This window comes from uncultured Algibacter sp. (assembly GCF_947490405.1).
GTDB lineage: Bacteria > Bacteroidota > Bacteroidia > Flavobacteriales > Flavobacteriaceae > Algibacter_B.
Genome location: NZ_CANLGU010000007.1, coordinates 39,870 through 63,135, shown reverse-complemented (window position 1 = coordinate 63,135; position 23,266 = coordinate 39,870). Strand labels below are relative to the sequence as shown.

Annotated in this window: 25 protein-coding genes and 1 tRNA gene; 13 read left to right on the top strand and 13 right to left on the bottom strand. The window is 31.4% G+C overall.

Annotated elements, in window-relative coordinates; translation table 11 throughout:
• Positions 1 to 29: 29 nt before the first annotated feature.
• Entirely contained in the window at positions 30 to 824 is a 795-nt protein-coding gene (locus tag Q0772_RS14250) for a carboxypeptidase-like regulatory domain-containing protein (RefSeq protein ID WP_298346187.1), read from the bottom strand.
• 102 nt (positions 825 to 926) lie between these two features.
• Here Q0772_RS14250 and pepE point away from each other — a divergent pair, with 102 nt between their 5' ends.
• The gene (gene pepE / locus Q0772_RS14245; RefSeq protein WP_298346185.1) at positions 927 to 1,634 is read left to right on the top strand and encodes a dipeptidase PepE; all 708 of its coding nucleotides are present in this window, start codon (positions 927 to 929) and stop codon (positions 1,632 to 1,634) included.
• 175 nt (positions 1,635 to 1,809) lie between these two features.
• Here pepE and Q0772_RS14240 read toward each other — a convergent pair.
• A tRNA-Gly gene (locus Q0772_RS14240) sits at positions 1,810 to 1,882 on the bottom strand.
• A 51-nt stretch (positions 1,883 to 1,933) separates the two neighbouring features.
• The gene (locus Q0772_RS14235) at positions 1,934 to 2,359 is read right to left on the bottom strand and encodes a GNAT family N-acetyltransferase (protein ID WP_298346183.1); all 426 of its coding nucleotides are present in this window, start codon (positions 2,357 to 2,359) and stop codon (positions 1,934 to 1,936) included.
• A gap of 47 nt (positions 2,360 to 2,406) precedes the next feature.
• Here Q0772_RS14235 and Q0772_RS14230 point away from each other — a divergent pair, with 47 nt between their 5' ends.
• Together Q0772_RS14230 and Q0772_RS14225 are read left to right on the top strand one after the other, a co-directional pair.
• Entirely contained in the window at positions 2,407 to 2,883 is a 477-nt protein-coding gene (locus Q0772_RS14230) for a GNAT family N-acetyltransferase (RefSeq protein ID WP_298346181.1), read from the top strand.
• Between the two features lie 93 nt (positions 2,884 to 2,976).
• The gene (locus tag Q0772_RS14225; protein ID WP_298346179.1) at positions 2,977 to 3,744 is read left to right on the top strand and encodes a M48 family metalloprotease; all 768 of its coding nucleotides are present in this window, start codon (positions 2,977 to 2,979) and stop codon (positions 3,742 to 3,744) included.
• A 54-nt stretch (positions 3,745 to 3,798) separates the two neighbouring features.
• On the opposite strand, the gene Q0772_RS14220 is transcribed toward Q0772_RS14225, so the two are convergent.
• The gene (locus tag Q0772_RS14220) at positions 3,799 to 4,206 is read right to left on the bottom strand and encodes an ankyrin repeat domain-containing protein (protein WP_298346177.1); all 408 of its coding nucleotides are present in this window, start codon (positions 4,204 to 4,206) and stop codon (positions 3,799 to 3,801) included.
• A gap of 250 nt (positions 4,207 to 4,456) precedes the next feature.
• Between Q0772_RS14220 and gpmI the strand changes: the two genes are divergently transcribed.
• The 4 genes from gpmI to Q0772_RS14200 are packed head-to-tail and all read left to right on the top strand — an operon-like array spanning position 4,457 to position 8,052.
• Positions 4,457 to 5,971: a 2,3-bisphosphoglycerate-independent phosphoglycerate mutase gene (gene gpmI / locus Q0772_RS14215; RefSeq protein ID WP_298346175.1), complete on the top strand. Its 1,515-nt coding sequence runs from the start codon at positions 4,457 to 4,459 to the stop codon at positions 5,969 to 5,971.
• 52 nt (positions 5,972 to 6,023) lie between these two features.
• Positions 6,024 to 6,428 carry a BT0820 family HAD-type phosphatase gene (locus tag Q0772_RS14210; RefSeq protein ID WP_298346173.1) on the top strand — a complete coding sequence of 135 codons (405 nt, stop codon included), beginning with the start codon at positions 6,024 to 6,026 and terminating at the stop codon, positions 6,426 to 6,428.
• Positions 6,429 to 6,469: 41 nt separating this feature from the next.
• Positions 6,470 to 7,288: a type I methionyl aminopeptidase gene (gene map, locus Q0772_RS14205; RefSeq protein WP_298346171.1), complete on the top strand. Its 819-nt coding sequence runs from the start codon at positions 6,470 to 6,472 to the stop codon at positions 7,286 to 7,288.
• Positions 7,288 to 8,052, top strand: a complete 765-nt coding sequence (locus Q0772_RS14200) for a class I SAM-dependent methyltransferase (RefSeq protein ID WP_298346169.1) — start codon at positions 7,288 to 7,290, stop codon at positions 8,050 to 8,052. The genes map and Q0772_RS14200 overlap by 1 nt, the downstream gene beginning before the upstream one ends.
• Here Q0772_RS14200 and Q0772_RS14195 read toward each other — a convergent pair whose 3' ends face one another.
• A complete protein-coding gene (locus tag Q0772_RS14195; protein ID WP_298346167.1) occupies positions 8,053 to 9,030 on the bottom strand; it encodes an FAD:protein FMN transferase in 978 nt (325 codons plus the stop codon).
• Positions 9,031 to 9,048: 18 nt separating this feature from the next.
• A complete protein-coding gene (locus tag Q0772_RS14190) occupies positions 9,049 to 9,426 on the bottom strand; it encodes a Na(+)-translocating NADH-quinone reductase subunit F (protein WP_298346165.1) in 378 nt (125 codons plus the stop codon).
• Positions 9,427 to 9,645: 219 nt separating this feature from the next.
• Here Q0772_RS14190 and Q0772_RS14185 point away from each other — a divergent pair, with 219 nt between their 5' ends.
• The 4 genes from Q0772_RS14185 (at position 9,646) to Q0772_RS14170 (ending at position 14,186) form a co-directional block, all read left to right on the top strand.
• Positions 9,646 to 10,215, top strand: a complete 570-nt coding sequence (locus tag Q0772_RS14185; RefSeq protein WP_298346163.1) for a sigma-70 family RNA polymerase sigma factor — start codon at positions 9,646 to 9,648, stop codon at positions 10,213 to 10,215.
• A gap of 6 nt (positions 10,216 to 10,221) precedes the next feature.
• Positions 10,222 to 10,962, top strand: a complete 741-nt coding sequence (locus Q0772_RS14180) for a hypothetical protein (protein WP_298346161.1) — start codon at positions 10,222 to 10,224, stop codon at positions 10,960 to 10,962.
• An 11-nt stretch (positions 10,963 to 10,973) separates the two neighbouring features.
• Positions 10,974 to 12,815: a hypothetical protein gene (locus tag Q0772_RS14175; RefSeq protein WP_298346159.1), complete on the top strand. Its 1,842-nt coding sequence runs from the start codon at positions 10,974 to 10,976 to the stop codon at positions 12,813 to 12,815.
• A gap of 138 nt (positions 12,816 to 12,953) precedes the next feature.
• Positions 12,954 to 14,186: a CHAT domain-containing protein gene (locus tag Q0772_RS14170; RefSeq protein ID WP_366105882.1), complete on the top strand. Its 1,233-nt coding sequence runs from the start codon at positions 12,954 to 12,956 to the stop codon at positions 14,184 to 14,186.
• Positions 14,187 to 14,265: 79 nt separating this feature from the next.
• Here the strand turns inward: Q0772_RS14170 and Q0772_RS14165 are convergent, their stop codons facing one another.
• Positions 14,266 to 15,132 (bottom strand): DUF4846 domain-containing protein, encoded by an 867-nt coding sequence (locus tag Q0772_RS14165; RefSeq protein WP_298346157.1) that lies wholly within the window; start codon positions 15,130 to 15,132, stop codon positions 14,266 to 14,268.
• Positions 15,133 to 15,243: 111 nt separating this feature from the next.
• Between Q0772_RS14165 and Q0772_RS14160 the strand changes: the two genes are divergently transcribed.
• Positions 15,244 to 15,693: a Na(+)-translocating NADH-quinone reductase subunit F gene (locus Q0772_RS14160; RefSeq protein WP_298346155.1), complete on the top strand. Its 450-nt coding sequence runs from the start codon at positions 15,244 to 15,246 to the stop codon at positions 15,691 to 15,693.
• A gap of 73 nt (positions 15,694 to 15,766) precedes the next feature.
• On the opposite strand, the gene nqrF is transcribed toward Q0772_RS14160, so the two are convergent.
• Genes nqrF through Q0772_RS14130 form a run of 6 tightly spaced genes read right to left on the bottom strand, consistent with a single transcriptional unit; the run spans position 15,767 to position 21,821 of the window.
• Complete coding sequence (gene nqrF, locus Q0772_RS14155; RefSeq protein WP_298346472.1) at positions 15,767 to 17,074, bottom strand: NADH:ubiquinone reductase (Na(+)-transporting) subunit F; 1,308 nt, start codon at positions 17,072 to 17,074, stop codon at positions 15,767 to 15,769.
• A 4-nt stretch (positions 17,075 to 17,078) separates the two neighbouring features.
• Positions 17,079 to 17,801, bottom strand: a complete 723-nt coding sequence (nqrE, locus tag Q0772_RS14150; protein WP_298346153.1) for an NADH:ubiquinone reductase (Na(+)-transporting) subunit E — start codon at positions 17,799 to 17,801, stop codon at positions 17,079 to 17,081.
• Between the two features lie 46 nt (positions 17,802 to 17,847).
• Positions 17,848 to 18,492, bottom strand: a complete 645-nt coding sequence (locus Q0772_RS14145) for an NADH:ubiquinone reductase (Na(+)-transporting) subunit D (RefSeq protein ID WP_298346151.1) — start codon at positions 18,490 to 18,492, stop codon at positions 17,848 to 17,850.
• A 1-nt stretch (position 18,493) separates the two neighbouring features.
• A complete protein-coding gene (locus tag Q0772_RS14140; protein ID WP_298346149.1) occupies positions 18,494 to 19,240 on the bottom strand; it encodes a Na(+)-translocating NADH-quinone reductase subunit C in 747 nt (248 codons plus the stop codon).
• A 2-nt stretch (positions 19,241 to 19,242) separates the two neighbouring features.
• On the bottom strand, positions 19,243 to 20,466 hold the full coding sequence (locus Q0772_RS14135; protein ID WP_298346147.1) for an NADH:ubiquinone reductase (Na(+)-transporting) subunit B: 1,224 nt from the start codon (positions 20,464 to 20,466) through the stop codon (positions 19,243 to 19,245).
• The gene (locus tag Q0772_RS14130) at positions 20,466 to 21,821 is read right to left on the bottom strand and encodes a Na(+)-translocating NADH-quinone reductase subunit A (RefSeq protein WP_298346145.1); all 1,356 of its coding nucleotides are present in this window, start codon (positions 21,819 to 21,821) and stop codon (positions 20,466 to 20,468) included. Before Q0772_RS14130 ends, Q0772_RS14135 begins: the two co-directional genes overlap by 1 nt.
• A 162-nt stretch (positions 21,822 to 21,983) precedes the next feature.
• Between Q0772_RS14130 and Q0772_RS14125 the strand changes: the two genes are divergently transcribed.
• A complete protein-coding gene (locus Q0772_RS14125; RefSeq protein WP_298346143.1) occupies positions 21,984 to 23,234 on the top strand; it encodes a type IX secretion system plug protein domain-containing protein in 1,251 nt (416 codons plus the stop codon).
• Positions 23,235 to 23,266 lie beyond the last annotated feature (32 nt).

The window sequence follows — 23,266 nt, the reverse complement described above, 5'->3', positions numbered from 1 at the left end:
TTGTTAAAGGGCGTTTTAGAAATTAAATTTTAACTTTGAAGAAACTCAACACTCTTTTTATTTAAAAGCTCTAGAAATTCCATTTCCTTGCCATAATTAAGTAACGAGAAGTCAAAATCGTCACTTTCAACAAATCTTATAAATTCTTCAACTCTATGCTCTGGAATATTAAAATTGTCAACTAAGAATTCAGAACCAAAATAATATTTAATCGATTCAATAGGCACATCAGGCACACCAACTTTCTTTTTATCTTTTACTTCAGACCTAAATAAAGGCAGTAATAATTGGTCCACTACATTTACAATATTTAGCCCATTTACCATAGGTTGATGTTGCCTATCAATAGTAACATTTTCTACCTCAGTCTTATAATCTTTTTCAAAACCATATTCCTTACTATTCTTAACACCAAAATATAAAGCATCTAATTTTGGCTTAAACGGTGTAGTGTCTTCCAAATCGGTACCTAAATTTCCTGTTAACCCTTTTGTAAATACAATAACCTCATCCAATTTATTAATTTCCTCAATCAAAAAAAGCTTCATTTTTTTTGATTTAAGAATATCCTTGTTAACCTTAAAACTAATATTCTGATATTGTAAAGCACTAACTTCAATATTATCATTTAAAGTCACTTTCAATTTAAACTCACCATTATCGTCTGTAATCGTTCCTTGGCTAGACGAAGTATTAAAGATAGTTATCCCAGAGATATCACTACCTTCCACAATAATTTTTCCAGAGACCTCCACTCTAGTTACAGATTGCGATACCGCGTTAACTGAATAAACGAACAATAAAAGAAGAATAAATTTTTTCATAATTTTTATTTTCAAATTACTACTTTAATTTCTCAATTTAAAGTAAAAGCTATCAATTTTTTTAATGCCAGTAATTAATTAGTTTTATGCAAACTTAAATTCATGAAAAATATAATTATTGCCAGTACATCAACAGTACACGGAAGCGGATATCTAGAATATATTTTAACCGAATTAAAAGTATTTTTCAAAAACACAAAAACCATACTTTTTATTCCCTACGCAAGACCCAGCGGTATCTCTCATAATGATTATACAGCCATTGCAAAAAAGGCATTTAATAAAATTGATATAAACGTAAAAGGCATCCACGAATTTAAAAATCCAAAAGAAGCCATAAAAAACGCAGAAGGTATTTTTACCGGTGGTGGTAATACTTTTGTATTAATCTCTCAACTCTATAAAAATAACCTTATTACTACACTAAAAGAAACAGTACAAAATGGCACGCCCTATTTAGGCACTAGCGCTGGCAGCAACATCTGCGGTTTAACCATAAAAAATACTAATGATATGCCCATTGTTTATCCACCTAGTTTCAATGCGCTTGGTCTAGTCCCTTTTAATATAAACCCACATTATTTAGATCCCGATACTAACAGCACACACATGGGCGAAACCCGAGACACAAGAATAAAAGAGTTCCATTACTACAACACCCAACCCGTTATTGGTCTCAGAGAAGGTAGCTGGTTACACGTTAATAATAATTCCATAACCTTAAAAGGTAAACTAAGCGCACGTGTTTTTGAATATAACAAACCGCCATACGAAATCGATTCTGGAACACAACTAAACCAACTCAACTAAAATACTTTGGGCGTGCCCCTAAAGGGTCGGGCTATCCGTTACAAGTCCTCGCTCGTACCTCGCTGTGGGCTTTCCACTACTATCCCTCACGCGGGCATACTTGCTAACAACAAGCATATTACAAAGTCAAAACTTATCTGCATAAAAAAAGCCTCATATTTCTATGAAGCTTTAGAGCGGGAGACCAGGTTCGAACTGGCGACATTCAGCTTGGAAGGCTGACGCTCTACCAACTGAGCTACTCCCGCCTTTAATTCCGTTGCAAATATATAAACAGTTTCTGCTTATGCAAGAAAAAATTATAGCTTTTTTAAAAAATGATAACCTAGAATATTAAAGCCTTCGTTATAATAAAATTTATGCGAAGGATGGTTACTCACATAAGTATTTAGTTCTATGGTCTCTACGCCTTTTTTAGAGACATAATTATAAATCCAATCAAAAAACTTTTTACCCAAACCTTGCCCTCTATAATCATCATCAATAAAAACATGGTCCGCCTCAACACTCCGTCCAGAATAGTGTCTGGTGCAATACCACAAGCCACAAACACCAATCAATTTACTTTCATCGTAAATAACAGCACATTCATAGTTTTGAGTTATCATTTCTGCAAAACGCCCCTTCAGTATAGCTGCAGTCAATTCAAAACCATTTAACTTTTGTACCAAAGGGATTACTAAATCAATATGTTCTTTTTCTATGATTTTAAATTCAATCGCCATAAAATAAGTTTTAAGTGAAGGTAATAATTCTTAAAAATATTTTAAGTTTGAAAAGCATAAAATCAAAATTCATTAAAACTTCAAACTACATAGTTAAACTTATATCATCTGAAGAAACACATACTGTAAGACACCCTGTTTTAAGAGCAGAAAAACCTGTAGATTCATGTGTTTTTGATGGAGACAATCTCGAAACCACATTACATCTAGGTATTTTACATGAGCATAAATTAATTGGTGTAAGCTCTTTTTTTAAAAAATCAAATTCTATTATTTCTTCAGAAAAAACACAGTACCAATTAAGAGGAATGGCAGTTTTAGAATCTTTTCAAGGTAAAGGTTTGGGGCATATACTTTTAAAACATGGAGAAAACATGCTCAGAGAAAAACATATTACAGCAATATGGTGCAACGCTAGAGAAGTAGCCATTAATTTCTATAAAAAAAATAACTACCAGGTTATTGGAAAATCGTTCATCATAAAAGATATTGGCTTGCACTACACCATGTATAAAAATCTATAACACCTACTTTATACCTAGTGACCTAATTAAAAAACTAGTGTCAAATTAAGTATTATCTAAATTTTTGTAATTTTAGTTACTAATTTTTTTAAAATGAGAGGAAGAAATCTAAAATTCAGGCTATTAATTGGAGTTGCTATAGCTCTATTTTTTGTATTTAAAAGATGTAGCCAAAGAGAAGAAAATCCATATACAGGCAGGATGCAAACCATATCTATGACTCCAGATAAAGAGATTGCTATAGGCTTACAAAATGCACCGCAAATGGCACAACAGCATGGGGGGCTACATCCAAACAACCAATATCAAGCATTGGTTGATAACGTTGGAAACAAATTAGTAAACAATAGTATTGCTAGACAAACACCTTACAAATATGAGTTTCACTTATTAGCAGATCCACAAACCATTAACGCTTTTGCATTACCTGGAGGTCAAATATTTATTACACACGCGCTTTTCTCTAAACTAGAAAATGAAGACCAGCTAGCAGGTGTATTAGGACATGAAATTGGACATGTTTTGGGTAGGCACAGTGCAGAACGTATAGCTGAGAGTGAATATTGGCAAGGGTTAGCAACAGCAGGCTCTGTTGGTGCAGACATGGGAGGTTTGGTAAGTGGTATTGGCCAACAAACGCTTTTAACCAATGGACGTGACGACGAATTAGAAAGTGATGATTTAGGGGTGTTATTCATGATAAAAGCTGGCTATAATCCAAAAGAGATGATAGGAGTTATGGAAATTCTAAAAGACGCTGCAGGTCCCAATCGTGTGCCTGAATTTAAAAGTACACATCCAGATCCAGATAATAGAATTGAAAAAATAGAAGATGCTATTGAAAAATATAGAAATCAATAAAAATTAAAAAGCCTCGATAAACGAGGCTTTTTTGTGAGTGACTAACTCAAATAATTATTTTTTTCTTTTTTTAGATTTTGCATCTGCCAAAGCTTTTTCTAAGATAGCTTCAGCATCCTTAGCGCCATGTAATTGTGCATATTTTAAAGCCGTCATTTTTTTGTCAGACTTAACTTTTAAGTTAGCGCCATGTACAATTAGAAGTTCTAAAATATCAGTTCTGTTAAACTTTGCAGCATACATTAATGGTGTCATTCCATTAGATTTTGCATTTACATCTGCTCCTCTACTAATTAGTTTTTGTACTGTTTCTAAATCGCCTTTAGCGATAGACACACAGAAAGAATTCACTTTAAAAAAAGCTTCAACTTCATAATTAGTAGTAATGTTTGATGGTGTTGCATTTACTGATACAATTGAAAAGCATAATGCGATTGCGGAAATAATGATTGTTTTTTTCATGATGAAAGATTTTAATTTGATTATTGATTTACGTTTTTTGATATACTAAAGAGACGATATAAATTCCAATCTGTTACACAAATAAATATTTATAACACATTTTTAACATTTATTATACAAATATTAACGAAAACGTTTTCTTTTATAAAAACCAATAAAATCCTTGATAATTAAGGGTTTTCAGAGGGTTTTTTAGCATCATTTTATATAAACTTATGTATCTTTGTTTAGTTTTAAATTTTAACAAAAAATGAACAAAAAAGTAATTTTAATGATACTAGATGGATGGGGAAACTCTCCAGATCCTAAAGTTTCAGCTATCGATCATGCTAATACTTCTTTTATAGATTCCCTTTATAAAAAGTACCCTTTTGCTACCCTTAGAACTGATGGTTTGCATGTTGGATTACCAAAAGGACAAATGGGAAATAGCGAAGTTGGACATATGAATTTAGGTGCTGGTAGAATTGTTTATCAAGATTTAGCTAAAATTAACTTAGCTATTGAGCAAGATACTTTAAAGGATGAAAAAGTATTAATTGACGCTTTAAAATACGCTTCAGATAATAATAAAAGTGTTCATTTCTTAGGATTATTAAGTAATGGTGGAGTTCATGCCCACACCAGTCATTTAAAAGGATTTATAGATGCCGCTAATAAAGCTGGGGTAAATTCTTTTATCCATGCTTTTACTGATGGAAGAGATGTAGACCCAAAATCTGGTAAAGGTTATATAGAAGATTTAGAAGGTTACATAAAAAACACAAACGCAAAAATAGCAACTGTAACAGGTAGATATTATGCCATGGATAGAGATAAACGTTGGGAGCGTGTTAAACTTGCCTATGATGCAATTGTAAGTGGGGTTGGTACAAAAACAACAAATCTTTCATCGTCCATACAAGAGAATTATAATAACGAGGTAACTGATGAGTTTATTAAACCATTAATCGTTACCGATAACAATAATGAACCAGTTTCTAAAATTACAGAAGATGATGTGGTAATCTTTTTTAATTTCAGAACAGACCGAGGTAGAGAGTTAACAGAGATGTTAAATCAAAGAGATTTCCCTGATTACGGCACTAAAAAATTAAATTTATATTATGTAACTATAACTAATTATAGTGATGCATTTGAAGGTATTAAAGTAATATTCAATAAAGATAATATTACAGAAACATTAGGTGAAGTTTTAGCTAAAAATGAAAAAAAGCAAATTAGAATTGCTGAAACTGAGAAATATCCACATGTCACATTTTTCTTTTCTGGAGGGCAAGAAGCTCCCTTTGAAGGTGAGTCTCGTATTCTTAAAAACTCTCCAAAAGTGGCTACTTATGATTTAAAGCCAGAAATGAGTGCTTATGAACTAACAGATGCTCTGATACCTGAATTAAAAAAAGCAGAAGTTGATTTTGTATGTTTAAACTTTGCAAATGGTGATATGGTAGGACATACAGGTGTTATGGATGCTGCCATAAAAGCTTGTGAAGCTGTTGATGAATGTGTAAAAAATGTTGTTACTACAGGTTTAAATAATGGATATACAACACTTCTTATTGCTGATCATGGAAATTGCGAAACCATGATTAATCCTGATGGAACACCAAACACAGCACATACAACAAATCCAGTTCCTATTATTTTAATTGATAACGATCTTACTGAAATAAAAGATGGTGTATTAGGAGACGTTGCACCAACAATTCTAAAACTTATGAATGTTGAGCAACCAAAAGCCATGACACAGCATCCTTTAGTTTAGCTATGATTAAAAAATTAGTGTAACTTTACAATTGATTAATGCCTTAAATTAAATGAATTTTAACGATACACTTATTATTGCTGTAGATTTTGACGGTACTATTGTTGAAGATGCTTACCCAAAAATTGGGAAACCTATTTTATTTGCTTTTGAAACTTTAAAGAAGTTACAAGAAGAAGGGCATCGATTAATATTGTGGACCTACAGATGTGGTGATAAACTAGATGAAGCTGTTAAATTTTGTGAAGACAATGGCATTCGTTTTTATGCTGTTAATAAAAGTTTTGCTGAAGAAGAATACACAAATGATATTAGCAGAAAAATAAATGCAGATTTATTTATTGATGATAGAAATATTGGTGGTTTTCCTGGTTGGGGAGAAGTATATCAAATGCTAACAAATACAGTGCCTCCTATTCCGCAGAAAAAGAAAGGCTTTTTTGGGTTGTTTAAATAAGTGGAGTTTTTAAGTATCTTTGCACTCCTATTACTATTTTTATGATTATTGTTAAAACAAGAGAGGAAATTGAGTTAATGCGAGAAAGTGCATTAATAGTATCTAAAACCTTAGGTGAATTAGCCAAAGCCATAAAGCCCGGAGTAACAACACTTCAATTAGATAAAATTGCTGAGGAGCATATTAGAGATCATGGAGCAATTCCTGGTTTTTTAGGGTTATATGACTTTCCTAATACACTATGTATGAGTCCTAATTCTCAAGTAGTACATGGTATTCCTAATGGAGACCCTCTTACTGAAGGCGATATTATTTCTATAGACTGCGGAGCTTTAAAAAATGGATTCTATGGTGATCATGCATACACATTCCCAGTTGGAAAAATTGATCCTGAAACAGAAAAACTACTTCAAGTAACAAAAGAATCTTTATACGTTGGTATCAGGGAATTTAAAGCTAATAATCGTGTTGGCGATGTAGGTTATGCTATTCAAAAATATTGTGAAGATCATGGTTATGGTGTAGTTAGAGAACTTGTTGGCCATGGATTAGGCAGTAAAATGCATGAAGATCCTGAAATGCCAAATTATGGTAGGCGTGGAAAAGGAAAGAAATTTGTTGAAGGTATGGTAGTAGCAATTGAACCTATGATAAATATGGGTACGCACCGCATTAAACAACACAGAGATGGCTGGACCATTACCACACAAGATAACAAACCATCTGCACATTTTGAACATGATGTTGCTTTAGTTGATGGTAAACCAGAGTTACTATCCACTTTTGCATATATATATGATGCTTTAGGTATTGAGAGTGATGAAGAGAATGAGTTTCGTCAAGAGGCTTTAGTGCTTTAATGAAACGTTTTTTTAAACTCATACTAAATACAATCCCAAGACCCTTATTAATAAGGTTAAGCTATATTGTACGCCCAATTTTAGCTTTCTTTTTAAGAGGTAATAAATTTACAGATCCAATAGATGGAAAAAGTTTTAAAACCTTTTTACCTTATGGCTATGGTACACAAAGAACCAATGTGTTATCCCCCTCAACACTTTCATTGGAAAGACATAGATTATTATGGTTTTATCTACAAAACGAAACCAACTTCTTTTCTGAAAAGTTAAAAGTTTTACATTTTGCACCTGAACAAGCATTTTACAAACGTTTCAAAAAGTTGGATAATTTAAATTATGTTACAACAGATTTAAATTCGCCACTAGCCGATGTTAAAGCAGATATCTGCAACCTCCCATTTAAGGATAACGAATTTGATGTTATTTTTTGCAACCATGTATTAGAACATATTCCTGATGATACCAAAGCTATGAAAGAATTATATAGGATTTTAAAACCTAGTGGCTGGGGTATATTTCAAATTCCGCAAGATTTAAATAGAAAAACAACTTTTGAAGATAACACGATAACTGATAAAAAAGAACGCGCTAAAATTTTTGGTCAGTACGATCATGTTCGTGTTTACGGACTAGATTATTTTGATAAGCTTCGCAGTATAGGTTTTAGAGTTGAAGAAGTAGATTACACAAATACACTTTCATTAGAAAAAATAGAAAAATATTGTTTAGCAAAAGGTGAAATTATTCCTGTGGTTTACAAATAATCAACTTTCAGGAAAACCGTTTAAAGCTAACGCTTCAAACTCTTTATTTTCATTTTCAAAAATTAAAAAAACTTTCAATTCTGAATGAATCTTTAAAAATGCTTTAACTTTATCAACTCCCATGGATTTAAATGCAGTGGCATAGGCATCAGCAGTCATACAATTATCTGCAATAACAGAAATACTTAACAAGTTTGTTTTGCTGGGATAACCGGTTTCTGTATCAATTATATGAGCATATCTGTTTCCTTTATCATCTATTTTAAATTTCCTATAAGTACCAGATGTTGCCATGGCTTCATCTTTTAGTGTTATTGCTTTTAGAATAGATTTGCCTCCTTCAAAATTAGGCTCTTCAACTCCTACTTTCCATTTGCTTTGTTTTTCAGCATTTAAGCCTTTAACTCTTATTTCTCCTCCAATTTCAACTAAATAATCAGTAATATTTTGATTTTCTAAAAATTCACCAATTACATCCACACCATATCCCTTAGCTATAGCGTTGAATTCCAAATACACATTTGGATTAGATTTTCTTATGGTATTGTTATGTCTATATGTTTTATCAAACCCTACAAATTGCATTAAACTATCAATTTTTAAACTATCAACAATTTCGATGGTATTTTCTGCACCAAATTTCCAAGCATTAACTACATTTCCTATGGTAGGATCAAATGCACCCTCTGTTTGTCCAAAAATTTCTTTAGAAGCATCATAAACTCTTATAAAATGTTCATCAATTTCAAAGGATTCATTTCTATTGAGTTTAGAAATATCTGAATCAAAAATGTAAGTAGACATTGACTTGTTAATAATATTAAACAGACTATCAAACTCCTTTTGAAAATTTTCATCTGAATCATAGATAATAGAATAGCTGGTTCCGAAAACTGTTCCAGAAACTTTTGTGTTTTTATGTTCTCGATTACATGAAAACAAAACAACAATGGCACATAATACAATTAAAATTCTCATATATATAAAAACAGTTTTCTAATTTAAATTAGTTTCTAAAACTTGAATACCGTTATATTCTAACAAATAATCTTCATTTAAATAAATAGGTTCTTTTTCACCTTTAGTACTACCTATACCAACTCCTGCATATAGTACTTTTGCATCCTTATCTCTAGCATGTTTTTTAAAAGATTCCATCCAAACAACATCATAATTATTTGGGTTTTCTGGTAAAATTACAGCTCGTACTATAACAAAATAGTACTGTTTATTTTTGTCCATACATACAAACTGTGGATGTTTTTTTAACTTACTGTTTACAGCTATAAACTCAAATCCTCTTTGCTCCAAATCTTTTCCAACATGATTCATTGCAAGGTTATGTAATTCTTGTTCGGTTAACGGCTTACTCATGCTACAAAAATACTACAAAAGAAATACTGATGATGACATTTTAAATTTGTTTCGATGAGAAGGTATTAACACATGCTAATGTGGTATTATTAAATAAAAACTATAAAATTTTATGGAAGAAAAATTAAGCAAAAGTAGATAACCGAAAAATTAGCCCTTTGACAGTGAAGTATTTGTTGTAAAATGAAATAATTGTATATTTCCTCTAGCTATTAATTCATGGGGAAATCAGTACAATATCTAAACCAGTTAGAGCTTATTAATGCTATAAAATCTAATGATTCTTACACCTTAGAAAGGTTCTATAATGATAATTACAAAAAGATTGAATTATTAGTTCTGAAAAATAATGGTTCTCTTGAACACGCTAAAGATGTCTATCAAGATGCTTTTATTACAGTTTGGACACACATAAAAAGCAATAAATTTACACCAAAAAACGAGACCGCTTTAGAGGGCTATATTTACAGAATTGCGAAAAATAAATGGATAGATATTTTAAGGTCTAAATCTTTTAAAAACTCTAACACATTAAATTATGAAATTTTAGAGTTTGTTGGAAGCGATGATAGTGAAAGTAATGATTTAAAAAACAACAAACTAAAGTTAACTATGTTAGCTTTTAAAAACTTAGGGCAACCGTGTAAAGAACTATTAAATATATTTTATTTTGAAAAAAAATCTTTAAAAGACGTAGCTTCAAAATTAAAAATAAAAGAGAGTACAGCACGAAATAAGAAATACCGTTGTATGGAAAAACTACGTGCTATGGTATTGGCATCAAAATGATGATAAGTGAAAGACAATAGCAACATATCGCAAGAGTTACTAGAAATCATAGAAAGTTACATTAACGGTACTATGAATACTCGAGAATTGAATGATTTCAACCAGCTCCTTGATTTAGATGAAGACTTTAAAACTAAAGTTGAAGATATAAAAATCATGCTTTTGGGTATTGAAAATCAATCTTTAAAGACTCAGCTTGATGAACTCCATAAAGATATTCCTAAAACTAAGGTTAAAGAATCTCAGGACAAAAAAGTCAGATACCTATACTACAGCAAATTTGCTGCAGCTGCAGCTATAATCATAGCAATAGGCAGTATTTGGTTTTTTAGCACACCAAAAAATGAAAAGCTTTATGCTAAATATTTTAAACTAGATCCTGGTTTACCAACTACAATGAGCACTACTAATAACTTTGATTTTTATGATGGCATGGTTAAATACAAGCATGGGGACTATAAAATTGCCATAGAAAAATGGAAAGTTATTAGTGAAAAACAACCAGAAAATGACACACTTAATTATTTTTTAGGTGTAGCGCTCATGGTTGATAAAAATACTAGTGATGCTATTCCATTTCTTGAACGATCAGTAGAAGCAGAAGATGAATTTATATTTTTAAATGATGCATACTACTATTTGGGTTTAGCATATTTAAAAGAGGGTAATATAGATTTGGCAAAAAAGAATCTTAGTTTAAGTAAAACTAAGCTGAGTAAAACATTACTATCAAAATTAAATAATTAAATCAATGTGAGATGAATTTTATGATATTATCAAGATACATAATTCTTCTTTTCATCTTAATACATTACACTGATGCCTTAGCTCAATCTAGTCCAAAAAAAGAAATAGAACTAATTACTCATCTGATTGAGCAAGATTCTATAGACACTGCCGAATCTATAATTATTAAAAACATTGAAAAACTTAAAGTATCAAAAAAAAACAATGAATTAACAGCATATATTTTCCCTTACGGAAAAATATATATAATTAAAAATGACTTTAAAAAAGCACAATTTATAGCCAAAAACTTATTAAATTTCATTGAAACCCATGTTTCAAATCCTGAAACACGCTATTTAGCAAACTTAGAATTCTCTAAACTATGCTTAGATTTTGGTGAACTTCCTTTAGCATACGAGTACGGTAAGAAAGCCAAAGAATATGCAATAAAATCAAAAAATACTGATCATTTAATAAATTGCGAATATTATTTAGCAGATTACGGAATGAAGTTAGGACAAATAAATTGGCTTGAAAAACATGTAAAAAAAGCCGATAGTATTGTCAACACTAACCCAAATAAAACCTTTAAAATAACTGCTCGTGTATATAACTTATATGGTGCTTTAATGTTTTTTACCTCGAAACAAGATAGTGCATTATACTACTTTAATAAAGCCCTTAAGCATATTCCTAATCTTGAACAAAATGAAGAAAATCGATACTACCTCCCTTCTGCTATTAAGGGAAACATGTCGATAATAAAATTAAATCAAGGCAAACCCTCTCAAGCTAAACCACTAATACAATCATCAATTAAACTAGCAAAACAGTTTCTTAATAGTACAACTAACCATCCTCTGGAAAATCGTGTAAAAAGAAACTTAATGATTGGTTATAATACCTTAAATGGTTTACACTATGATTTAGGAGATTATGAAAAGTCTGATATTATTACAAAACTTGCATATAACTACACTAAAGCAAATTTTCCTGAAAATTCGCAAGAATTTTTTATGGCAGCTTTAACGCACGCAGAAGTAAAAATGCAAAAATATGATTTAGATGAAGCATTAAAATATTTGGATATAGCAAAAAATAGCTTAAAAAATATAAATGGAGAAAATTTTCAGTTGAAAGCTTTTTTGAATGAAGAATATGCAAATGTCTTTAATCTGAAAAATGATTATGAAAAATCGTTAAAATATCGTGTACAGAGTAATATTTATTACGAAAAATCTAACCCCAATGCATACGATTCCAACAAAATGTATCATGCCTTAAATTTAGCAGAAGAATATTCAAGAATAAATGATAAGGATAAAGCTATAAAGACAATTCAAAATGTTTATGATTACTTCTACAAAACCAAAGGGGAAAAAGATTTTTTTATAAATGCTTTAATGTTAACTTTTGCTAAAGTTTATTACAATTTAGGCATGTATACGGAAAGCCTAAATTGGAGTGAAAAAAGCATCGCACTTTACAATAAAAATAAGAAAACAAAATCGCTTGATAAGATTTATTTTGATGAGGGCAAAGCAGGAATTTATATTGTCAATGCTCAATCAAAATATCATAGAACGAAAACAAGAGATACTTTATTTTTAAAAAGTCTTTTATCTAACATAAACATTGCCATCAAAACCATAGAAGAAAGGAAAACATCCATAGTGTCTTACAGCGATTTAAGCACCCTAATTGAAAGCAACACTAAAGTTTTTGATTTTGCTAAAAAAATACACTTAGAACTATTCAAAAAAACAAAAAACACACTTTATTTAGATAGGCTGATTAGCTTACATGAATCAGCTCTATATAACAGAATAAGGGCACGTCTAAACACCAGACCCCAATATCACATTCTCTGAAATACCAGAAAACATAACAAAAAAAGAAAATAAACTAAGATCTTCTTTAAGAAATAAAGAAGTCCACTTTGATTCTTTAGTACCATTGGGCAATAAATGGCAATCATTTTTAGATACTTTGAAAACTAATTATCCAAAATATTACAAAATGCGCTATGCCACCATAGAAGAACCATTAATAATACTTTTAATAAACTTCCTCTAAATACATCTGTAATTCGCTATGTTTATATCGATAAAGACTTATATGGATTAATCTTATCTCCTGACGAAAAGCATATAGTAAAATTAAACATAGAAAATATTGATACAAATATTTCTCAACTAACAAAAAACACGTTTGATTTTGAGTCAACTAGTAAACAATTATTCCATCTATACAACCAGTTGTGGAAACCTATAGAAGATAAAGTAAAAACAGAGCGAGTTATAATTATTCCAGATGGTAATTTATTCAATCTAAGCTTTGAGAGTTTAACATATGAAAAAATCAAATCTTTTAATGAACTTGCTACAAAAAGTCTATTATCAAAATATGATATATCCTATAATTATAGTTTATTATTATTAGGACACAAAAAGAAGAACATTAAGTATGAGAATGATTTTATTGCTTTTGCTCCTGAGTTTAACTATAAAATGAAAAAGAAGTATCGCTTATCCGTTACTGACTCTCTATTAATTGATAAAACATACTTAACATTATTACCGCAACCATTTAGTGTAGATTTAGCGAAAAAGTACTCAAAGTTGTTTGATGGTAATTATTTTATAAATGAAAACGCATCAAAAGAAATTTTTAAAAATGAAGCTAATGAACATAAAATTATTCATATCGGTACTCATGCTGAATCGAATAATATAACACCAGAGTTGTCTCGTTTGATTTTCGCTAAAAGCACTGAGGCTCATGAAAACAACTCTTTGTTTACCTACGAAATTTATAATGAGAATATAAACTCCAACCTAGCTATATTAACAGCTTGCGAAACTGGAAAACCTACTTATCAATCTGGTGAAGGCATGATATCTCTGGCACATGCTTTTAACTATGCAGGAAGTGAAAGTATACTTACCAGCCTTTGGAAAATAGATGAAAAATCAAGTACAGAAATAATAGAATTTTTTTATAAAAACATAAAAGAGGGGCTAGCAAAAGACAAAGCATTGCAGCAAGCTAAATTAAAATATATAAAAAATGCTAAAGGTAGAACCAAAGCTCCTATATATTGGGCAGGTTTAGTATTAATTGGAGATACTACTCCTGTTGATTTAAAATCGTCTTTTCCATCTACTTTCACATGGTATCTTATAAGTGGTTTATTGTTTATTTTAGCAGCTCTTTATGTGCTAAAAATCTCGAGAAAATAATCTAGATTTTACCAACAACTTTTTAGTAGAACTATCGGTCTATATTACATCAGTTCAATTAAGATAAAAATATTATCTATTAAAATCGAACAAATTTAGAATTATAAAATGTATAGTTAGAAACGGATATCTCACTATCCTTTTTTAATTCATACCAAGGTGATATTTTAACATCTTCTAAATTTTTAACCAAATGTACACTTTGAGCAGGTGTATTACCTTGAAACAACAAGAACAACTTATCGCCTTTGTAATTGATAACTTCATCACAAATCATAACAATATGCCCAGGCGAGCCGCCTTTAATTAGCATATCGCCAATCATTAAATCTTTAGCTGAATCAATTTTTGGTAACTCGTTGAATAGTGATAAGGTTCCTGAGTACATATAAATTAAATTCAGATACTTATAGAAATTGTCTTTAGAATAATTTATTGAAGCCTTTTTATGAAATGATACTTTATTACCATTTATTTTTGGTCGATACCCTTCAGCATATTGTTTCCAAGAACAATAGTGGCCACTTGTAAAGTTAAAACCTATTTCATCTTTTCTATCACTATCCCAGAGGTATTCACTACGTATTCTGATTAAGGCATCAGCACATTGTTGTAATCCATTTTTTGGTACTGGAATATCTAAAACCCCTATATGACCACCTTGCCAAAAATATTCGGTATCGTCATAATTTATAATTTTAGTTTCAAAGGGTTTTAGTTTATAATTTCGAAGATAGGCTTGAAAAGAGGCAAACGGGTATTTCACACGTTTATAACCTTTAGGAATATTAACCCTTGTTTTTATAGTAAGACTATCTTTATTAATTAAACTAGGTGTTTCAAGAGTAGTAACAATAGTTTCAATTGTTTTTTTTGCAGGTTTAAACTGAATAAATAAAACTAATAGCAAAGCTGAAAGAAGTACAATTCTAAGCGTATTTTTCATATAGAAACTAGCGTTATAGATAACCGACTTCGTACTTCATTATGAAAAATTTAAGAATTATTTCACCTGTAAAACTTATATTTTTAGTAATTTGAAGTAAAAATTTAGCTTATGAGAACTTCTGTTCGATTAGAAACAGCCTTAAAAAAACTCTACACGGCATTTCATAGCAATACATTAAACCCAGAATGCTGTAAACAGTGTGCTGTTGGAAATATTTTAAACAATACAGATAGTTGGAAATATCTATCTGACTCTCACGGTGCTTTAGAGCTTAATTATATTGGAAAAGTGCATCAATCTTTAGGGAGAAAATTTAATGGTTATTCACCTATTGAATTATTAAAGATTGAACATATATTCTTAAATGCTTGTGGTTATCAATTACCGCTTCATCATAAAAATAAAAAACCTAGGAACACAACTGATAAAACTGTTTTATTTAATGGTTTATGTGCTGTAATTTCTTTTTTATGTGATTTAGATGGAATTGCTAATGTTATGGATTACACCAAATTATTTGAGATTGAAAATGATAAACCAAAATATGAATTAGCTTAAAATATTTTTCACATAGAGACATAAAAAAACCAACTCAATTGAGTTGGTTTTTTGTTTATCTTAAAATTGAGGTTTATCCTCCAAAATCATCAAATCGGATATGTTCATCAGGGATACCAAAATCTTCTCCCATTTTCTGAACCGCTTTGTTCATCAACGGTGGTCCACAGAAATACAATTCAATATCCTCTGGCGATTCGTGTTTACTTAAATAATTATCAATAACACAATTATGTATAAATCCAACAAAACCATCACCAGGAGCGTCAATATCTTCTTTTACTTTCCAGTTATCTTCTGGTAAAGGCTCTGATAATGCTAAATAAAATTTAAAATTAGGGAAGTTCTTCTCTAAATCATAAAAATGATCTAAGTAAAATAGCTCACGCTTAGAACGTCCACCATACCAATATGTTACTTTTCTACCTGTTTCTAAGGTCTTGAATAAATGATATAAATGTGAACGCATAGGTGCCATTCCTGCACCACCACCTACATATAACATTTCACTTTCAGACTCATTAATAAAGAATTCACCATAAGGTCCTGAAATAGTTACTTTATCACCTGGCTTTTGGGCAAATATATAAGATGAGGCTACGCCTGGATTAACATCCATCCATCCGTTTTTAGAACGATCCCACGGTGGTGTTGCAATACGAACGTTTAACATAATCTCACGTCCTTCAGCTGGATAAGAAGCCATTGAATAAGCACGCTCAACTGTCTCACCATTTTTCATTACTAATGGCCAAAGACCAAATTTATCCCATTCAGCCTGAAACTTATCTGGTGTTTCATGTTCTTCAGGGTGTGCAGTAATATCAATATCTGCATATTTAATCTCACATTCGGGAATTTCAATTTGAATATATCCACCAGCTTTATAGCCCATATCTTCAGGAATTTCAACAACAAACTCCTTGATAAAGGACGCAACATTATAGTTACGAACCACAGTAGCTTCCCATTTTTTAATACCAAACACTTCTTCTGGTATGGTAATATCCATATCTTGTTTAACTTTAACTTGACAAGCCAAACGTGCGCCGTGTTGTAATTCTTTTCTTGAAAAATGCGGTGTTTCTGTAGGAAGTGCTTCTCCTCCTCCAGCGTTTACATGACACTCACACTGAATACAAGTTCCACCACCACCACATGCTGATGGTAAGAAAATTTTATTACCACCTAATGTAGATAGTAATGTTCCTCCAGAGGCTACTTCAATTTCTTTTTCACCATTAATGGTAATCTTTACTGGACCAGATGGTGATAACTTTTGTTTTACAAAAAGTAATAAACTCACAAGCAGCAACGTAATTAATAAAAACGCTGCAACTGTTGCTATAACTGTTCCTGTTGTTCCTGCTGCTAAAATCATCATACTAATCTATAGTTTTAGTGTTTTCAGCTAATTCTTTAGCTTTTTCAGTTTCAATTTTAATATTTTCCAATGCTGTTTCTGTAGCAGGCTTTCCTCCTTCTTCATCACCCCCTGTAAGCATACCTCCAAAACTCAAGAAACCAATTCCCATAAGTCCTGTGATAATAAATGTAATACCTAAACCTCTTAAAGGTGCTGGTACATTACTATATCTTATTTTCTCACGAATAGCTGCTATAGCTAAAATGGCTAAGAACCATCCTATTCCTGAAGAAACACCATAATTAAATGCTAAACTTAATGTTTCAATTTCACGAGCTTGCATAAATAAAGACCCTCCTAAAATTGCACAGTTTACAGCAATAAGCGGCAAAAAAATACCAAGAGAATTATATAATGACGGTGAAAATTTTTCAACAACTATTTCTACTAACTGAACCATAGTTGCTATAGTTGCGATAAACATGATGAATGATAAGAAACTTAAGTCATAGTCTACAAATTCATCACCTAACCAAGATAAAGCACCTGGTTGTAATAAATATTGATCTAACAGCCAATTTAAAGGCACGGTTATAGCCAATACAAATATTACTGCAGCTCCTAGACCTACTGCTGTTGCAACTTTCTTAGAAACGGCTAGATAAGAGCACATTCCTAAGAATACTGCAAATACCATATTATCAACAAAAATTGATTTGAAAAATAATTCTAAATGTTCCATATTCTTTTTTTTGATGTAACTCTACAATTCAAAGTTACAAGTCAATTTAATCTTCTATTAAAGCTTTGTTTCTACTACGTTGCACCCAAATAATTAATCCTACAACAATTAATGCCATAGGAGGCATTAACATAAATCCATTATTTTCATATCCAATAGAATATACTCCTGTCTTCTCTATAGGATCACCTAATACTGGGATTCCGAAAAGGGTTCCAGAACCTAATAATTCTCTAAAAAAGCCAACTATCAATAAAATTACTGCATATCCTGCAGCATTACCAATACCATCCAAAAATGATTTCCAAGGACCGTTTCCTAAAGCGAAAGCTTCAAAACGCCCCATGATAATACAGTTTGTAATAATTAAACCTACAAACACTGCTAATGTTTTGCTTAACTCATAAGCGAAAGCTTTTAATACCTGATCAACAATAATTACTAAGGAGGCAACTACAATAAGTTGCACAATAATTCTAATTTTTGAAGGAATGATATTTCTCATTAGAGAAATAACAACATTACCAATACCTAAAACAAAGAGTACTGCAATACCCATAACGAGAGAAGCCTTTAATTCTGCTGTAATTGCTAAAGCAGAACAAATACCTAAAACCTGAATAGTAATTGGATTATTATCGGCTAACGGGTCTGTGATTAACTTTGCGTCTTTTTTTGAAAGTAGTCCCATATTATTTTAACGTTTTAAAGTAAGGTAAATATAATTTCAAATCTTTCTTGATCATTGCAGTAACACCATCACCAGTAATAGTTGCCCCTGCTAATGCATCAACTTCATAATCATCTTTTATTTGATTTTTAGGATCTGCATTTCCTTTAGCAACTTTAATACCTTTAAAGGTACCTGATTCGGTTAGTAAAAGTTCGCCCTCAAAATCATCCATGAAATAGCGTTGCTTAATGTTTGCTCCTAAACCTGGTGTTTCTCCTGCATGATCAAAAAATGCACCTTGAACAACCATATTCTTATCTAAAGCAACATATCCCCAGATGGCATCCCAAAGACCTTTTCCTCTTATAGGTGCTATATAAAATGTTTTACCATCTTTTTCACCAACAAATAAAGGCAACCTTCTAGTCCCTCCATTTTTAGCTTTAGCTTGTTCTTTCTTGATATCTATTAAATATGCTTCTTCCTCTTCTTTTACGTCATCACCTTCGATAACTAATTGTTTTTTGATGTATTTTGAAAATTCATCTGCCACAACATCAGTTCCTACAAAAGTGATATCTCCTGTTCCTTCATTTCCATTCACACCCATAGCATACAGAATATTTTGTTGCTTTTCCATACGCTTATTTTCATCGATATTAGGTCTTAATGACGATGCTGTAAACGCCAATAGAGAACCTACAACTAATACCATCGCTACTGCGAAAATTATAGTATATGAGTTTTTATCTGTGTTAACTGCCATAATTATGCTGTTTTAACTTTTAAACGTTTCATTCTTCTCTTCACATTACCTTGAACTACATAGTGATCAATTGTTGGTGCAAATACATTCATCAACAAAATAGCTAAGAATACACCTTCTGGATAAGCTGGATTAAACACACGAATCATAATAGAAATAAAACCTATTAAAAACCCATAAATCCATTTTCCTTTATTTGTTTGAGAGGCTGTCACCGGATCTGTAGCCATATAAACCGCTCCAAATAAAATACTACCAATTATTAAATGTTGCCAAAAGGGTACACTCATCAATCCATAAAATTTACTTGATTCTCCAATCCAACCTGCATCTACTACACCATTAAATATTAGCCCCATAGTCAGTGCACCAATTAGTGTTGAAATAATAATTCTCCAACTTCCTATTTTAGTGAAAATCAAAAACAAAGCACCTATTATGATTAAGAATTTAGAAGTTTCTCCAACGGAACCAGGTATTATTCCCCAAAACATATCCAAATAACTGTAATCAACAGGGTTATTTGCTGCATAAGTACCTAAAATTGTTTCACCTGATATAGCATCTAAGTTTTGACCTGCTGCAATCATTTGATCACGTTCAACAGCTCCATGAACCCAAACCTTATCTCCAGACATCCAAGTAGGATATGCAAAGAAAAGAAAAGCTCTGATTGTTAGTGCTGGATTTAAAATATTCATACCTGTTCCACCAAACACCTCTTTACCAATAACAACTCCAAAAACTACGGCTACAGCTAACATCCATAATGGAATATCAACGGGAACTATAAGTGGTACTAACATACCTGTTACCAAGTATCCTTCTTCAACTTCATGACCTTTAATTATGGCAAATACGAACTCTACTGCTAAACCAACACCATAAGACACAATTACTAATGGTAAAACTTTCCAAAGTCCAATAACAAGATTATCCCAGGTCCAAAATGAAGCTCCTAAAAACCCATCAGCAGACTCTATTAATCCTTGAGCTAGATAATGCTGATAACCAGCATTGAACATACCGAATATTAAACATGGTACTAAAGCCATAATTACGGTATTCATAGTACGCTTTAAATCATCGGCTGCCTTAATGTGAGTTCCGTTATGGGTAGTCTCATTAGGCATATATAAGAATGTAAAAAGGGCATTAAATCCTGGTAACCACTTTTTATTCTTATTCTTCTCTTTAAAATTGTGTAAATTTTCTTTTAAACCCATTATCCTATCTCTTTAAGCATTAAGTCTAAACCTTCTCTTATAATTTTTTGATGTGGCTGTTTAGAAACACATACAAATTCTGTTAATGCAAAATCTTCTGGAGCAACCTCATACATCCCTAAAGCTTCCATCTCATCTAAATCCTTATACATACAAGCCTTTAAGATTTGCATTGGATAAATATCAAGTGGAAATACTTCTTCATAAGTTCCTGTAGTTACAAATGCTCTATGTTCACCATTTGTATTAGTATTTAATTCATACGCTTTCTTAGGATTCAACCATGAAAACGTTAAAGCTCTAGAAGTAGATATTTTATTAAAAATTGGTTTATTCCAACCAAAAAACTCATAATCATCACCCTCTGGTATTACAGAAACTACGTTGCTGTAATAATCTAAACTCCCATCTGGATTTATTTGTTTACCAGACAATACGTTTCCTGAAATAACACGATCATTACCATCTTTAGCAACGCCTTTATCATAAATTATGGTAGATATCTCACTTCCTGCAAGGGTTTTAAAATATCTTGGTTTTTCAACAGAAGATCCAACTAAGGCAACTATACGCTCTGCATTAAACTTACCTGTTAAAAGTAATTCTCCAATAATTACTAAATCTTGGGCATTAACTGTCCAAACAACTTCGCCTTTGTTTACTGGATTAATTTTATTGATTAATGTACCAACATTCCCTGACGGATGCGGCCCCGAAACTTTGTGTAAACTAACTCCTGTTAATCCTGCTAACGGTGAGTTAGAATTTTTACCAACAGAAACGTGTACTTGTCCTTCAGTCAATTTTCCTAAAGCTGAAATTGCTGCTTGTAACTCAGACTCTTTTCCTTGTAAGGTAAAATCTAAATCAGCTGCCAATGGTGCACTAGCATATCCAGAAATGAATATGGCTTTTGGCGAACTATTCGGATTTGCAATTACGTCATAAGGACGCTGTTTTATAAAAGGCCAACAGCCTGAAGCTAGTAAATGTGCTTTTATAGCTTCTGGTTTTGAAGCACCCACATCAAACTTCCCAATATCTTCGAAAGTTTGCGTTTTATCAGCTTCTATTTTAACAGCATCAATGCGTCTTCTCGGTCCACGCAATACCTCAACTACTTTTCCAGAAACTGGGGATACAAATTTCATATCCTCATTATCTTTATTAAAAAAAACAGTACCACCAGCTTTTACTGTGGTTCCCTCTTTTGCAACAAGTTTTGGTATTATGCCGTGAAAATCTTCTGGCCTTATGGTGTTGTAGTTACTGATAACAGCTTGTTCAACGGTTTTTTCAGCTTCACCCTTAAGTTTAATGTCCAGACCTTTTTTAATACGAATGTCGTTTGACATATTTATTTAATTGAAATTAGTTGTCTAAAAATCGGTGCAAAAATACGAATTAATACTAATATATTTTTTAAATTATAACATCTTTTTTATTTATAATCATTATAAACAATATATATAATTTTAAGGTATGAAATTTGATTACCTTTGTTTATATTCAAGATTATGAACCCAAAACATTTTTTATTTCTCGTTTTATTTTCAACTATTTCTGCCTATTCTCAAGTTGAAGAAGTTAATCCGCCAGATTATATAAAATCTGTAACATTTAAAAGTAATAGCAGTGATTTAGGTGAACTCCCTATTATCAAATTAGGTGAACCTTTCTATATAGAATTTGATGCTTTAGTTACAGATGAACCCGATTTTTATTATAAAATTGAACATTATGATTATGATTGGAAAGAGTCTATCCTCGTAAAACCAGAATTTCTATCTGGGGTAGATAATTTTAGGATTCAAGACTACACGAATTCATTCAACACCTTTCAAATGTATTCGCATTATAAATTATCAATCCCAAATCAGCAAACCAAAAGCTTAAAGGTTTCGGGCAACTACATTATTTCGTTTTATGATACGGATGGTGATGAATTAGTATTTTCAAGAAAATTTATGATATATGAGGATATTGTTATACCCGGAATAAGCATCAAAAGATCCCGAGATGTTAGCACTATTGATTACATGCAAACGGTAGACATTGAAATTTCTTCGGGACCTCAAATAAATAATCCACTTCAAACGGTAAAAGCCTTAATTATTCAAAACAGAAATTTACATACTGCTATTTCCAATTTAAAACCTCAATACACAGTTGGCAACAAACTTATTTACCGCTATGTAAAAGAAACTGCTTTCCCTGGTGGAAATGAATATTTATTTTTTGAAACTAAAGATGTTAGAGCTGCCACCATGCGTGTGGAATCTATTGCTCTTGAAGACATATATCATTCCTATTTGTTCACAGATATTTCAAGAGCCAATTTACCTTATACTTACAACCCAGATATAAACGGACAATTTAAAATAGTAGCTATTGACAGAGAGGATGTATCCATTGAAGCTGATTATGTTCAAGTACATTTCTCACTACAATACCCAGAATTAACAAACGGTGAAAGTATTTATGTTTATGGTAATTATAACAATTATGCTTTAGAAAATTATAACAAAATGACCTTTAACAGTCAAAGAAATCTTTACGAGACAGATATGAAACTCAAACAAGGCTTCTACAATTACAAATATGTTGTTGTCGAAAAAAACGGAACTCTTAAAGAAGGGGCAATAAGTGGTGATTTTTGGCAAACTGAAAACAACTATAAAGTCTTAGTATATTATCGCGATTTAGGTACACGTTACGACAGAATTATTGGATTTAATGAAGTATCATCTACAAATATTTCAAACTAGACCTCAAAACCTCTAATAATATTAAGCTGAAC

Coding starts and splice junctions, on each gene's coding strand:
- Q0772_RS14235 (WP_298346183.1), bottom strand. CDS start 2,359: ATGGCGATTGAATTTAAAATCATAGAAAAAGAACATATTGATTTAGTA.
- Q0772_RS14220 (WP_298346177.1), bottom strand. CDS start 4,206: ATGAAAAAAACAATCATTATTTCCGCAATCGCATTATGCTTTTCAATT.
- nqrE (WP_298346153.1), bottom strand. CDS start 17,801: ATGGAACATTTAGAATTATTTTTCAAATCAATTTTTGTTGATAATATG.
- Q0772_RS14125 (WP_298346143.1), top strand. CDS start 21,984: ATGAACCCAAAACATTTTTTATTTCTCGTTTTATTTTCAACTATTTCT.
- Q0772_RS14185 (WP_298346163.1), top strand. CDS start 9,646: ATGGGGAAATCAGTACAATATCTAAACCAGTTAGAGCTTATTAATGCT.
- gpmI (WP_298346175.1), top strand. CDS start 4,457: ATGAACAAAAAAGTAATTTTAATGATACTAGATGGATGGGGAAACTCT.
- Q0772_RS14210 (WP_298346173.1), top strand. CDS start 6,024: ATGAATTTTAACGATACACTTATTATTGCTGTAGATTTTGACGGTACT.
- Q0772_RS14160 (WP_298346155.1), top strand. CDS start 15,244: ATGAGAACTTCTGTTCGATTAGAAACAGCCTTAAAAAAACTCTACACG.
- Q0772_RS14140 (WP_298346149.1), bottom strand. CDS start 19,240: ATGGCAGTTAACACAGATAAAAACTCATATACTATAATTTTCGCAGTA.
- Q0772_RS14190 (WP_298346165.1), bottom strand. CDS start 9,426: ATGAGTAAGCCGTTAACCGAACAAGAATTACATAACCTTGCAATGAAT.
- nqrF (WP_298346472.1), bottom strand. CDS start 17,074: ATGATTTTAGCAGCAGGAACAACAGGAACAGTTATAGCAACAGTTGCA.
- Q0772_RS14145 (WP_298346151.1), bottom strand. CDS start 18,492: ATGGGACTACTTTCAAAAAAAGACGCAAAGTTAATCACAGACCCGTTA.
- Q0772_RS14165 (WP_298346157.1), bottom strand. CDS start 15,132: ATGAAAAATACGCTTAGAATTGTACTTCTTTCAGCTTTGCTATTAGTT.
- Q0772_RS14135 (WP_298346147.1), bottom strand. CDS start 20,466: ATGGGTTTAAAAGAAAATTTACACAATTTTAAAGAGAAGAATAAGAAT.
- Q0772_RS14130 (WP_298346145.1), bottom strand. CDS start 21,821: ATGTCAAACGACATTCGTATTAAAAAAGGTCTGGACATTAAACTTAAG.
- map (WP_298346171.1), top strand. CDS start 6,470: ATGATTATTGTTAAAACAAGAGAGGAAATTGAGTTAATGCGAGAAAGT.
- Q0772_RS14225 (WP_298346179.1), top strand. CDS start 2,977: ATGAGAGGAAGAAATCTAAAATTCAGGCTATTAATTGGAGTTGCTATA.
- Q0772_RS14195 (WP_298346167.1), bottom strand. CDS start 9,030: ATGAGAATTTTAATTGTATTATGTGCCATTGTTGTTTTGTTTTCATGT.
- pepE (WP_298346185.1), top strand. CDS start 927: ATGAAAAATATAATTATTGCCAGTACATCAACAGTACACGGAAGCGGA.
- Q0772_RS14175 (WP_298346159.1), top strand. CDS start 10,974: ATGAATTTTATGATATTATCAAGATACATAATTCTTCTTTTCATCTTA.
- Q0772_RS14250 (WP_298346187.1), bottom strand. CDS start 824: ATGAAAAAATTTATTCTTCTTTTATTGTTCGTTTATTCAGTTAACGCG.
- Q0772_RS14200 (WP_298346169.1), top strand. CDS start 7,288: ATGAAACGTTTTTTTAAACTCATACTAAATACAATCCCAAGACCCTTA.